The organism is Roseiarcus fermentans (genome assembly GCF_003315135.1).
GTDB lineage: Bacteria > Pseudomonadota > Alphaproteobacteria > Rhizobiales > Beijerinckiaceae > Roseiarcus > Roseiarcus fermentans.
Genome location: NZ_QNRK01000002.1, coordinates 21,344 through 34,370, shown reverse-complemented (window position 1 = coordinate 34,370; position 13,027 = coordinate 21,344). Strand labels below are relative to the sequence as shown.

Sequence of the window (13,027 nt, the reverse complement as noted above, 5' to 3'; positions counted from 1 at the left end):
CGCGCGGCCCGACGGCGTATGCAGTCGGACCCCGAGAATCGAAGCTGTCCATGCTGTTGTTCTGCCCCTTCTGCGGCCCGCGCGACGAGACGGAATTCCATTACCTCGGCGAGCCGAAGGCGCGGCCCGAACCGGCGGCCGAGGTCACCGACGCCGCCTGGGCGGAATACCTCTACGTCAACGCGAACCCGAGAGGCGAAGCCCGCGAGATCTGGCTGCACCGCACCTGCATGGACGTATTGGTCATGACCCGCGACACGGCGACGAACGCGACGCTGTCGGTCGAATCGTCGAGACCGGCATGAGCGGCTTCCGCCTCCCGACCGGCGGGGCGATCGATCGCGGCAGGCCGCTCGCCTTCACCTTCGACGGGGCGCCTTATCTCGGCGCGGCGGGCGACAGCATCGCCTCGGCGCTGCTCGCCAACGGGGTCCGGATCGTCGGCCGCAGCTTCAAGCACCATCGGCCGCGCGGCGTCTGGGGCGCGTGGACCGAAGACCCCAACGCCATCGTCGACGTGACGCGCGGCGGACTGACGACGCCGAACCTGCGCGCCGCCGTCGAATCGCTGGAGAACGACCTCGCGGTGCGCTCGGTCAACGCCTGGCCGTCAGCGGCGGACGACCGCTCCGCCGTCATCGATTCGTTTGCGCGCTTCATGCCGTCCGGCTTTTATTACAAGACATTTGTGTGGCCAAGGTGGGAGACGTTCGAGCCGATGGTGCGCGCCATGGCCGGCCTCGGCCGGCTGGATCCCAGGAACCGTCCGCCGGCCGACAATCCGCATGTCAACGCGCACTGCGATATGCTCGTCGTCGGCGCAGGCGCGGCGGGCCTCGCGGCGGCGAACGCCGCCGCGCGCGCAGGGCGGACCGTGATCCTGGTCGACGACCACGCCGACATCGGCGGCCAGCTCGCGCATCGGGGCGGGACGATCGACGGCGGCGACTGGCGCGCTTTCGCCGACGGCGTCCGCGCCGCCGTCGTCGCTGCGGGCGGGCGGGTGATGACCTCGACCACCGCCTTCGGCGTCTACGACGGCAATCTCGTGTGCGCCTGGGAGCGGCGCGCGCAATTACCCGATGCGCTCTGGCGCATCTGGCCGAAGCGGATCGTGGCGGCGGCCGGCGCGATCGAGCGGCCGCTGGTCGTCCCCGACAACGATCGGCCAGGCGTGATGTCAGCCGATGCGGCGCTCGTCTACCTGCGCCGCCACGCCGTGCTGGTCGGCCGGCGAATCGCGGTCGCGACCAACAACGACAGCGCCTATGCGGCGGCCGAGGCGCTGGCCGAAGCCGGCGCGGCGGTCGAGATTTTCGACTCCCGCGCCGACGTTCCGGCGACCACGCTCAAAGTGACGCCGAGCGTCGTGGTCGAGGCGGTCGAGGGCCGCTCGGGCGTGACCGCCGTGAAGGCCGGCGGCCGCACCCATGCCGCCGACGTCCTGCTGCTCTCCGGCGGCTGGACGCCGACGGTCCACCTCTTCATGCAGGCGCGTGGCAAGCTGCGCTGGGACGAGCGGGTTGCGGCGCTCGTTCCCGCCGCGGCGATCGAGGGGCTGCGCGTCGCGGGCGCGGCGAACGGCGCCTTCACCCTCGACGCGGCGCTTCGCGAGGGCCACGCGGCCGGCGGCGGCGAAGGTCCGGCGCCCAACGCGCCGCCGGGACTCTACCGCGTCACGCCCGTCTGGCCGGCGCCCGACGCGCCCGGACGGCGCTGGATCGACTTCCAGAGCGACGTGACGCTGAAGGACGTGGCGCTCGCGGCGCGCGAGGGCTACGCCTCGGTCGAGCACCTGAAGCGCTACACCACGCTCGGCATGGCGACCGACCAGGGCAAGACGTCCAGCGTCAACGGCCTCGCTGCGTTGGCGGCGGTCGCCGGGCGCGGGATCGAGGAAATCGGAACGACGACCTACCGTCCGCCCTTCACGCCCGTGCCGATGACGGTCGTCGGCGGCCGGCGGCGCGGTCAGCTGATGAATCCGCTGAAGCGCCTGCCGCTCGAGGCCGATCACCGCGCCGACGGCGCGCAGATGCGCGAATACGGCGGATGGCTGCGGCCCGCCTGGTACGGGCCGGACGATTCCGACCTCGCGATCCAGCGCGAGGCGAAGCGCGCCCGGGAAACGGTCGCGCTGTTCGACGGCTCCTCGCTCGGCAAGATCGAGGTGATCGGCCCGGACGCGGACAAGCTGGTCGACTTCCACAGCTACAATCGCTTGTCGACGCTCGGCGTGGGCAAGATCCGTTACGGCTTCATGCTGTCGGAGGCCGGGACCGTGTTCGACGACGGCGTTACGCTGCGGCTCGCGCCCGACCGGTTCCTCGTCTCCTGCTCGTCGGGACATGCGGACGCGGTCGCGATGCGGCTCGAGGTCTGGCGGCAGGACCGGTTCGATCCGCGCCGCGTCGTCGTCCATGACGCGACCGCCCATTGGGCGACTCTGACCCTCTCCGGGCCGCGTGCGCGCGACCTCGTCGCGGCGCTCGATCTCGGGGTCGCGCTCGACGACGCCGCCCTGCCGCACATGGCCTTCGCGACCGGACGTTTCGCGGGCGCGCCGCTGCGCGTGGCGCGGGTGAGCTTTACGGGGGACCGCTCGTACGAAATGTCCGTTCCTGCGTCCCGCGCGCGGAGCCTGCGGGAGAGAATCGTGGCGGCGCTGCCGGCGTTCGGCGGCGGCCTGATGGGGTCCGAAGCGCTGATGATCCTGCGCGCCGAAAAGGGCTACGTCGTCGTCGGCAAGGACACCGACGGCGCGACCATGCCGCACGACCTCGGCGTCCTCGGCCCGCGCGCGCAGCGCAAGGACGAGTACATCGGCAAGCGATCGCTGTTCCTGCCGGCCGCCGAAGACCCGGACCGCAAGCAGTTGGTCGGGCTCGCGGTCGAGCCCGGCGAGCAGCCGTTGCCGACCGGCGCCCATGTCGTCGAGGACGCCGGCCAGGGCCGCCGGTCGCTCGGCTACGTCACCTCGAGCTACCGCAGTCCGACGCTCGAGCGCCCGATCGCGCTCGGCCTCGTCGCCGGCGGCGCGGCGCGGATCGGGCAGACCCTCGCCGTCTATCACCTCGGCGCGGTGCGGCGCGCGCGCATCGTCTCCCCCGTCGCCTTCGATCCGGAGGGCGGGCGGCTTCACGGAGGGCGCGCCGATGCGTGAGACCGACTGGGCGCCGGCGCGCCTGATAGAGGGGACCCTCGTCGCGCGGCCGGGCTTTTCCGCGCGGGCGCCGGCCGGACTCGGGCGGACGCTGGTCTCCGGCGACCTCGCGGCGGCGCTCGCGGCGCTCGCGCCCGGCGCGCCGGTCCTCGGCCTCTACGAACCCGCGCCGAAGACGGCGCACGCGCTCAGGATCGCGCGCGACCGGGCGCTGGTCGTGACGCCCGCGCCGATTGGAGCGGAGGACGGCTGGCGCGACGGCTGGTGCGCCACCACTGTCGACGACGGCTGGGCGACGATCGAGGTGGAAGGCGACGGCGCGCCATCGGTTCTGATGCAGGGATGCGCCGCCGACCTCGCGGCCGGCTCCCCCTCCGCGGCCGTGCTGTTCGCGGGGTTCCGCGTCCTGCTCGCCCGAACGCCCGGCGGCTTCAGCCTGCACGTCGAGCGCCCGTGGCTGGAAGCGCTGTCGACCTGGCTCGACGGGGCGTGAGCGACGGATGCGCGGCAAAGCAAGATATTGCGAAAAATCAGAAACAGTGGTATCGATAGCTTCGCTGGGACCTCCGGCGCAGGAGCGTGGGCTTTGTGCGCGACGGACCCAACCGACGGCTGTTTGACATCGGAAACGACCTGACCAGCGCAGGAACGCCGTCTTTGGGAGCCACGGGCGAGCACTCGCCCGTGGAATCGACTGCAATGCGTTGAAATGTCAGGAAACGCGCCGGGCGATCGGGGCGCTGCGGGATCTGCGTCGGAACGCCGTCATCGCGAGCGAAGCGAAGCGATCCAGGGGCCGCTGGGCTGCTGTTGCGGCCCCGGCTCGCCGCGTCGCCCTTCGGCCTCCTCGCGATGACGACGGAAAGGGAAATGCGCCGTCCCTGGATGCGCCCGCCCGGAAAATCCACTGCAAGGTGCTGAAATGTCTCGAAACCGGCTCGGGAATGGCAAGGCGCCGCCACGCGGGCGCGCGAGCTCCGCCTTGCGCACGGCGGACCAACCGACTGCTGTTTGACAAAGGAAAGGACCTGACCGGCGCCGTCGTCGCAAGACGCGCCCCCGGACTCTTGATCCGGGGGGCGTGGCCCGTCATCGCGAGGAGCCCGAGGGGCGACGTGGCGATCCAGAGGGCAGGGCCAATGTCTGCCGGGCGCCGGGCGACGCCGCGCTTCAAGGGCGCCGCAGACGGCCCCTGGCTCGCCGCGTCGCCCTTCGGGCGCCTCGCGATGACGACGGAAAGGGAAATGCGCCGTCCTTGGATGCGCCCGCCCGTAACTACCAAGGTGGCTGTCCGCGAGGAGCCAGACAGGGCGCGCCCTGGCAGGGTGCGCGTCTCGCGCACCCCGGCGGCGAGATGCCGCCGCTCCCGTTGAGCGCCGTGACCGCCGCTCGTACGCCGGGCTTGGCAGTGACAGTCGCCCGGGAAATCCGCCGCAGCGCCTTGAAAAGATTGAATCCGCGCCCGGAATTTCGGAGGCGCCGGAAGAACGCCGTGATCGCCGGCCCGCCGAAGCGATCAGGGAGCCGCGGCGCCGCCGTCGCGGCCCCCGCCCCGCTCGCCCGTAACTACCAAGGTGGCTGTCCGCGAGGAGCCAGACAGGGCGCGCGCTGGGAGGGTGCGCGTCTCGCGCACCCCGGCGGCGAGACGCCGCCGCTCCCGGTGAGCGCCGTGACCGCCGCTCGTACGCCGGGCTTGGTAGTGACAGTCGCCCGGAAAATCGACTGCAAGGTGCTGAAATGTCTCGAAACCGGCTCGGGAATGGCAAGGCGCCGCCATGCGGGCGCAGGAACGGCGGCCGCGGCGCTTGACCGGAGAGCCGCACGTTCCGGGCGCCCGGGCGGCGGGACGCCGCCCTTAGGGCGCACGCCCGCCGGTTTCTCGCGCTCAACCGCCGCGGGCGTTCCCGAGGGACGCTTTTGCGCACCCAAGTCTATGAAACCGTTGATCGTCTGCCAGGATTGCGCCGGCTCTCGGGCGACCGACAGGCTGCGGCCGGTCGATAGCGGTCCCAGATTGCCGCTCCGCCCGGAAAAGCCGCTACAAGCCCTTGAAAAAGCGAGAAACCGGCTCGGACTCGGCGCCGCCGCCCGCCGCGCCGGCGCTGGCCACAGACAGGCGGTGACAACGTCCCGGCATCCGCGTAAACCCTCGGCGCGACCGAGGCTTGGGAACTGGCCTCACGGGGGGCCTTCGAGCGGTTCGCGACCGCTTCGCACGAACACGGGACCAGGACATCGACGATGGCTGCGAAGGGCGACGGACCGAACAAGCGACCCTCGATCACCGACCAGGAAGCGCTTCATTTCCATTCGCGCGGGCGACCGGGGAAGCTCGAGATCACGCCGACCAAGCCGATGGCGACGCAGCGGGACCTGTCGCTCGCCTACTCGCCGGGCGTGGCGGTCCCGGTCAAGGCGATCGCCGCCGATCCGTCCACCGTCTACGACTATACCGCGCGCGGCAACATGGTCGCCGTGATCACCAACGGAACGGCGATTCTCGGCCTCGGCAACCTCGGCGCGCTCGCCGCAAAGCCGGTGATGGAAGGCAAGGCAGTGCTGTTCAAGCGCTTCGCCGATGTCGATTCGATCGATCTCGAGGTCGAGACCGAGGACCCGGAGGCGTTCATCAACGCGGTCCGCTATCTCGGCCCGTCGTTCGGCGGCATCAATCTCGAGGACATCAAGGCGCCCGAGTGCTTCCTGATCGAGGAGCGCCTGCGCGAGCTGATGGACATTCCGGTCTTCCACGACGACCAGCACGGCACCGCCATCATCGCCGCCGCCGGCATGATCAACGCCATCCACCTGACCGGGCGCGACATCAAAACCACGCGTCTGGTCTGCAACGGCGCGGGCGCGGCGGGAATCGCTTGCCTCGATCTGATCAAGGCCATCGGCTTCGAGCCCAGGAACGTCATTCTGTGCGACACCAAGGGGGTGGTCTACCGCGGCCGGCACGAGGGCATGAACCAGTGGAAGTCGGCCCACGCGGTCGATACGCCGCTGCGCACGCTGGCGGAGGCGATGGTCGGCGCCGACATCTTCTTCGGTCTGTCCGCCAAGGGCGCGCTGACGCCCGAAATGGTCAAGACGATGGCGCCGAACCCGGTCATCTTCGCGATGGCCAACCCGGATCCGGAAATTACGCCCGAGGATGCGCAGAAGGCGCGCGACGACGTGATCATCGCCACCGGCCGCTCCGACTATCCCAACCAGGTCAACAACGTCCTGGGCTTTCCCTACATCTTCCGCGGCGCCCTCGACGTGCGCGCGAAGACGATCAACATGGAGATGAAGATCGCCGCCACCCGGGCGCTGGCGGAACTGGCGCGCGAGGACGTGCCGGACGAAGTGGCCTCGGCCTATCGCGGCGCGCGCCCGCGCTTCGGCCGCGACTACATCATCCCGGTGCCGTTCGATCCGCGCCTCATTCACGTGGTGCCGATCGCGGTGGCGAAGGCCGCGATGGAATCCGGCGTCGCGCAGCGCCCGATTGTCGACCTCGAGGCCTACAAGGCGCAATTGTCCGCGCGGCGCGATCCGATCGCCGGCGTGATGCAGCGCATCATCGATCGGGTGCGCCGGACCCCGCGGCGCGTCGTCTTCACCGAGGGCGAGGAAGAGCAGGTCATCCGCGCCGCCTATTCCTTCGTCAACCAGGGGCTCGGCTCCGCCATCCTGGTCGGCCGCGAGGATCGGGTGAACGCGGTGGCGCAGGCCGCCGGGCTCGATCTCGCCGACAAGGGGATCGAGATCCACAATGCCAGGCTGTCACATCGAAACGCGCGTTACGCGGGTCTCCTTTATGACAAGCTGCAGCGGAGAGGCTACCTGCTGCGGGACTGCCAGCGGCTCATCAACTCCGACCGCAACTACTTCGCCGCCGCCATGGTCGCCGAAGGCGACGCCGACGCCATGGTGACCGGCGTCACCCGCAATTTCTCGATCGCTCTGGAGGAGGTCCGGCGCGTGATCGACGATCGGCCAGGGCACCGCGTCGCCGGCGTCTCGATCATCGTCGTGCATGGCCGTCCGATCCTGGTCGCCGACACCGCGATCACGGAAATGCCCGACGCCCAGGACCTCGCCGAAATCGCGATCGAGGCGGCCGGCGTCGCGCGAAGGCTGGGCTACGAGCCCCGGGTCGCGCTGCTGGCGTTCTCGAACTTCGGCCATCCGGTCGGGGATCGCGCCAAGCAGGTGCAGGAGGCCGTCCGCATTCTCGATTCGCGGCGGGTCGATTTCGAGTACGACGGCGAGATGGGCGCGGACGTCGCCTTGAACCGCGGGTTGATGGCGGCCTACCCGTTTTGTCGGCTGACCGACACCGCCAACGTTCTGGTCATGCCGGCCTATCATGCGGCCGCGATCTCCACTCGGATGGTTCAGGAACTCGGCGGCGCGACCGTCCTCGGTCCGCTGATCGTCGGCCTCGAGAAGTCGGTCCAGATCGTCTCGCTCGCCGCCAAGGACGCCGACATCGTCAACATGGCGGCGCTGGCGAGCTTCAACATCGGCGGGTGACGGCTCGGGGCCGTCGCCAGCGGCCTCCTAACCGACTGGAATCGCTGTCGATTCTGCTTTGACAATATATCTTAGATATAAGTCTTCATTCGCTTCATCAATCTGTTCGAGGAGCCTGGCCCCTTCGCGCAGAAGCCTCGCGAACACCGGGCGGCGCCGTTTTCGGGCGGCGGCGCCGGGGTTCATCGCCGTTGCAAACGTCCCGCCGCCCTCGGCTGCCGGGCGCAGATGATCCTGGATCGCGACGGCGGGCGCGAGCTGGTAGATGCGAAGCCCGAGCCGACGCGCGTTCTTGGGAAACAGCGAGTAATCGGCGGGAAGCGCTGGGGGATCGGTCAGGTCGAGGTAGCGCTGCGCGCCGGCCCGGCTGAGCACGTAGGCGGCGCTGCTCTCGTGCCGGCTGTAGAGGCGCGCGACCTCGCGCCCGCCGCCGACGGGCCTGCGAAGCCCGAGCCTCACCTGCTGGAAGTAGGTGTCGAGCTTGACCGAATGCGCGTCCGCCGGAACCCAGGCGTCGTCGCCCACGAGCGCCGCGAAACCGGGCCAGATGTGCAGGTCGTCCTCGAGGAAGCAGGCGTGGGCGTCGCCGGCGGCGAGAAACCGCCGCCAGGCGTCGCGGTGGCTGGCGAGGCAGGCCAGTTCGAACCGTGTCAGGCCTTTCGCCGTCTCGGGAATCGTCGTCCCGTCGACCGCCGGCACGCGCGTGAACGACAAGCCGGCGAGCTGCTCGCGAGTGTGAGCCAGGCGATCCCGATCCCGGTCGAGATTGATGACGTAGAGAAGCATCCGGGGCCCGTCAGACCTTCATCTGCGCGCCGAGTTCGACCACGCGGTCCGAGGGCAGGTTGAAGAAGTCCGGCGCGCTCGCGGCCTGCTTGCTCATCGCGATGAAGAGCTTGTCTTGCCATTGCGGCATGCCGGAGTTCGGCGCCGCCTTCAGCGTCCGTCGCCCGAGGAAGAACGACGTCGTCATGATGTCGAACTTCAGGCCCGCTTTCCGCATCGCCGCAAGCGCGCGCGGGATGTGCGGCTGCTCCATGAAACCGAAATGCAGGGTGACCAGCGTGAAATCGCTCGAAAGCGGCGTGATCTCGAAGCGGTTGGCGTCGGCGACGCGCGGGGTGGTCTCGGTGCGCACGTTGAGCAGCACCACCCGCTCGTGCAACACCTTATTGTGCTTGAGGTTGTGCATCAGCGAAGACGGCGCCGAGGTCGGATCGTTGGTGAGAAACACCGCCGTTCCGGGAACCCGCACCGGCTTCGACTTCTGCAGCATCTTGATCAGGTCGGCCATGGGGATCGAATCCCGATGCGACTTCGCGTTGAGGATCTTGCTGCCGCGGGACCACGTCCACATCAGGACGAACATGGCGCCGCCGAGCATCAGCGGAACCCAGCCGCCGTCCAGCACTTTATACAGGTTAGCGATGAAAAATCCGATGTCGATCGAGAGGAAGCCGCACACCAGCGCCAGCGCCCCCCACAGCGGCCAGCGCCACAGCTTCCAGACGACGAAGAAGGCGAGCGCCGTCGTCGTCACCATGGTTCCGGCGACCGCAATGCCGTAGGCGTTGGCCAGATTGTCAGACGAGCGGAACAGCAGAACCAGCGCCAGGACGCCGAGCAGGATCACCCGATTGACCCTGGGTATGAAGATCTGCCCCTCCTGGGTCGAGGAGGTGTGCACGATCTCGAGCCGCGGCAGCAGACCGAGCTGGATGGCCTGACTGGCGAGCGAAAAGGCGCCGGTGATCACCGCCTGACTCGCGATCACCGTCGCGGCGGTCGCGAGCAGAATCAGCGGCATCAGCCCCCAGCTCGGCGCCATCAGATAGAACGGATTTTCCACCGCCTTGGGGTCGTTCAGGATCAGCGCGCCCTGGCCGAGATAATTGCAGACGAGCGCCGGCAGGACGAGAAACAGCCAGGCGACCTGAATCGGTCGGCGTCCGAAATGGCCCATGTCGGCGTAGAGCGCCTCGGCCCCCGTCACGGCGAGGAAGACGCTGCCGAGAACGACGAATCCCATCGCCCCGTGGGCGACGATGAAGCCGAGGCCCGGAATCGGGCTCAGGGCCTCGAGGATCTGCCAGGCCGCCGTGATCTGGATGATTCCGAGCGCCGCGTTGACGGTGAAGAACACCACCATGATCGGTCCGAAGAAGGCGGCGACGCCGGCGGTGCCGCGGCTCTGCGCGGCGAAGAGAAGGACCAGAATGACGACCGTCGCCGGCAGAATGTAGGGGGCGAGATCGGCGTCGACCTGCTTCAGCCCCTCGAGCGCCGACAGGACCGAGATCGCCGGCGTGATCATGGCGTCGCCGGAAAAGAGCGCCGCGCCCGCCGCCCCCAGCAGGAAGGCGACGGTCGTGCGCTGGCCGAGGGCGCGCTGGGCGAGCGCCTTCAACGACAGGATGCCGCCTTCGCCCTTGTTGTCGGCCTGCATCAGGAACACGACATACTTGGCCGTGACGACGATCAGGAGGGCCCAGATGATGAGCGAGACGACGCCGATCACATCCCTCGCCGTGAGCCCTGCGCCCTTGAACTGGCTCAGCGCCGTCTGAAGCGCATAGAGGGGGCTCGTGCCGATGTCGCCGAAGACGACCCCAATCGACCCCAGGGCGAGAATCCAGAACTGTCCGCCGGAATGCCCGTGGGCCGCGGGCTCCGCCACGGGCGGCGACAGCGCGGGGGAGTCCTTCGAGACGTTTTCGGACATTTACTTCAACAATCCCGGAGGCGTCATGGGCCGAACCCGTCGAAGCGGCGGTCGTTCATACTCTCTCGCGCCGCGCGGGCAAAGAGCCGGCCCTTTGGTCTTTCGCATCGCCGGAACCGTCATGACGTCGCAGACCGAGCATGCTCGCCGACCAGGTCGGCCGTCGTCCCGGGCTGTTCGATTCCGGGAATGTGGCCCGCGCCGGCGACGATCTCGAAACGTGCGCCCTTGACGAGCGCGGCCGTCTCGCGAACCAGCGCGACCGGCGTCGAGCCGTCCTGGTCGCCGACGAGGCACAGGGTCGGAACCGAGATCCCCCCGGCGAAGGGACGCAGATCGGCGCGCTTCAGCGCGCCGCAGGCGGCGAGATAGCCCTGCCGGGGCGTGCGAACCAGCATCGTGCGCCATCCCGTCAGGTCGTCGGCGCGCCCCGACCGGAAATCGGCGGTGAACCATCGCTCGAGGACGCCGTCGGCGATCGCCTCGAGGCCGCCGGCCTCGATCGCCGCGATGCGCGCGTCCCAGCTCGCGTCGTCGCCGATCCTGGCGGCGGTGTCGGAGAGGACGAGCGCCGCGAACAGGTCCGGGCGCCGGCGATAGAGCTCCTGCGCGATCAGCCCGCCGATCGACAGGCCGACGATCGTCGCGCGCGCCGCGCCGAGGGCGTCGAGGAGGCCGGCGAGGTCGTCTGCGTAGTCGGCCATGTCGTAGCGGTCGGGCCCCGCCTCGCTGAGGCCGTGGCCGCGCTTGTCGTAGCGGATGACGCGAAAGGTCGGCGCGAGACGCGCCGCGACCTCGTCCCAGATCCGCAGGTCGCTGCCGAGCGCGTTGACGAAAGCGATCGCGGCGCCGTCGCGCCGGCCTTCGTCGCGGTAGTGGACCACGCCGCCGTTCGCCCTCAGAAAGCCCATTGGCCAACCCTCTTCAGTCGCGACGCGACCGCGCCGCCGCCCGCCCCACCTCGGACGCCGGACGCGTCCTGGCGCGGTCCGCCCAGAGGCCGCGGAAAAACGTCCACCAGTACCACACAAGCAGGATCGGCGCGCCGATCTCGACGGCGACGTCGAGCCCTGGGATCGGGGCCGCGGGCGCGGCGACGAGCCCCGCGGCCGCCGTCGCGCCGACGCGCCAGCTCAGCGCCGTCAGCATGCGCTTGAGCGGATTGTCGTCCGGCATACGGGACACGATCACCAGCAGCGCAACGAGCAGCGCCGCCATCGCCGCGACGAAGATCAGAAGGTCGCGAATGATCGCCTCGATCGAGGCGAGGGCGTCCATGGTTGCTCCTCGAAGGGCGGGCCTGTTCCCCTCAACGACATAGGGGCGTACAAGGATCCCGACAAGCGGCGGATCGGAGGGGTCGGTGAGCGGGGCGATCGAACGATGGCTGGAGGTCGCGCGATCGGGCGATCCGGCGGGGCTCGACGCGCTGCTCGCGGAGGACGTCGTGTTCCTGTCGCCGGTCGTCCACACGCCGCAGCGCGGCAAGGCGATCACGACGCGATACCTCGCCGGCGCGCTCGAGATCCTCGGCACGGCCGACTTTCGTTATGTCGAGCAATGGATCGGAGCCAATTCGGCGGTGCTGGAGTTTTCGACCGCCATCGACGGAATCGCGGTCGAGGGGGTCGACATCATCGGCTGGAACGCGGACGGCCGGATCGACCGGTTCAAGGTGATGATCCGGCCGCTCAAGGCGATCGAGATCGTCCGGCGCAAGATGGCGGAGGCGCTCGCCGGCTGAGGCGGAGGGCGGCGGATTTTCGGGCGCGGAATCAATTTTTTCAGACCTTTGCGGCGGTCTTTCCGGGCAGGTGCAACGCCCAAGCCTTGGCGCGCCTTGGGAATGACGGGCGGTCGTCGACGCCGAGGCGGGGCGATGACGCTTCCCGCCGTCCTCGCGAGGAGCCCGAAGGGCGACGCGGCGATCCAGGGGCCGCCTGCGCCGACGTTGAAGCGCGGCGAGGCCCGGCATACGGCAGACCTTGGCCGCGCCCCCTGGATCGCCACGTCGCTTCGCTCCTCGCGAGGACGGCGGCTTGGGTGTTGCGGGCGAGTGCAACGCCCGGGGCGGTTGTTCGCGAGGGGCCGGGGCAGGGCGCGCCCCGGGAGGGCGGCGTCCCGCCGCCCGGGGACGGGCGTCCTCCCGTTGGGCGGCGCCGCAGAGGCGCTTGCGTGGACGGGGCGCGAGGGGGCGGATTTTCGGGCGCGGAATCAATTTTTTCAGACCTTTGCGGCGGTTTTTCCGGGCAGGTGCAACGCCCAAGCCATGGCGCGCCTTGGGAATGACGGGCGGTCGTCGACGCCGAGGCGGGGCGATGACGCTTCCCGCCGTCCTCGCGAGGAGCCCGAAGGGCGACGCGGCGATCCAGGGGCCGCCTGCGCCGACGTTGAAGCGCGGCGAGGCCCGGCATACGGCAGACCTTGGCCGCGCCCCCTGGATCGCCACGTCGCTTCGCTCCTCGCGAGGACGGCGGCTTGGGTGTTGCGGGCGAGTGCAACGCCCGGGGCGGTTGTTCGCGAGGGGCCGGGGCAGGGCGCGCCCCGGGAGGGCGGCGTCCCGCCGCCCGGGGACGGGCGTCCTCCCGTTGGGCGGCGCCGCAGAGGCGCTTGCG

The 13,027-nt window shown here is 69.8% G+C and carries 9 protein-coding genes; 5 read left to right on the top strand and 4 right to left on the bottom strand.

The features are described from left to right. Nucleotides 1–50: 50 nt before the first annotated feature. The 4 genes from DFR50_RS01870 to DFR50_RS01855 all read left to right on the top strand — a co-directional run bounded on the left by DFR50_RS01870 (nucleotide 51) and on the right by DFR50_RS01855 (nucleotide 7,690). Nucleotides 51–305 (top strand): sarcosine oxidase subunit delta, encoded by a 255-nt coding sequence (locus tag DFR50_RS01870; RefSeq protein ID WP_113887497.1) that lies wholly within the window; start codon nucleotides 51–53, stop codon nucleotides 303–305. Further along, nucleotides 302–3,163, top strand: a complete 2,862-nt coding sequence (locus DFR50_RS01865) for a 2Fe-2S iron-sulfur cluster-binding protein (protein WP_113887496.1) — start codon at nucleotides 302–304, stop codon at nucleotides 3,161–3,163. Before DFR50_RS01870 ends, DFR50_RS01865 begins: the two co-directional genes overlap by 4 nt. Then, entirely contained in the window at nucleotides 3,156–3,656 is a 501-nt protein-coding gene (locus tag DFR50_RS01860; RefSeq protein ID WP_113887495.1) for a hypothetical protein, read from the top strand. The genes DFR50_RS01865 and DFR50_RS01860 overlap by 8 nt, the downstream gene beginning before the upstream one ends. 1,748 nt (nucleotides 3,657–5,404) lie before the next feature. Further along, on the top strand, nucleotides 5,405–7,690 hold the full coding sequence (locus DFR50_RS01855) for an NADP-dependent malic enzyme (protein WP_113887494.1): 2,286 nt from the start codon (nucleotides 5,405–5,407) through the stop codon (nucleotides 7,688–7,690). Between the two features lie 27 nt (nucleotides 7,691–7,717). On the opposite strand, the gene DFR50_RS01850 is transcribed toward DFR50_RS01855, so the two are convergent. From DFR50_RS01850 to DFR50_RS01835, 4 genes are all read right to left on the bottom strand, one after another. After that, entirely contained in the window at nucleotides 7,718–8,476 is a 759-nt protein-coding gene (locus DFR50_RS01850; protein ID WP_113887493.1) for a glycosyltransferase family 25 protein, read from the bottom strand. A 10-nt stretch (nucleotides 8,477–8,486) separates the two neighbouring features. Continuing rightward, nucleotides 8,487–10,412: a potassium transporter Kup gene (locus DFR50_RS01845; RefSeq protein WP_113887492.1), complete on the bottom strand. Its 1,926-nt coding sequence runs from the start codon at nucleotides 10,410–10,412 to the stop codon at nucleotides 8,487–8,489. A gap of 119 nt (nucleotides 10,413–10,531) precedes the next feature. After that, nucleotides 10,532–11,323: a 3-oxoadipate enol-lactonase gene (gene pcaD / locus DFR50_RS01840; protein WP_113887491.1), complete on the bottom strand. Its 792-nt coding sequence runs from the start codon at nucleotides 11,321–11,323 to the stop codon at nucleotides 10,532–10,534. A gap of 13 nt (nucleotides 11,324–11,336) precedes the next feature. Further along, on the bottom strand, nucleotides 11,337–11,690 hold the full coding sequence (locus DFR50_RS01835; RefSeq protein WP_113887490.1) for a hypothetical protein: 354 nt from the start codon (nucleotides 11,688–11,690) through the stop codon (nucleotides 11,337–11,339). A gap of 85 nt (nucleotides 11,691–11,775) precedes the next feature. Here DFR50_RS01835 and DFR50_RS01830 point away from each other — a divergent pair, with 85 nt between their 5' ends. Then, the gene (locus DFR50_RS01830) at nucleotides 11,776–12,156 is read left to right on the top strand and encodes a nuclear transport factor 2 family protein (RefSeq protein WP_113887489.1); all 381 of its coding nucleotides are present in this window, start codon (nucleotides 11,776–11,778) and stop codon (nucleotides 12,154–12,156) included. Nucleotides 12,157–13,027 lie beyond the last annotated feature (871 nt).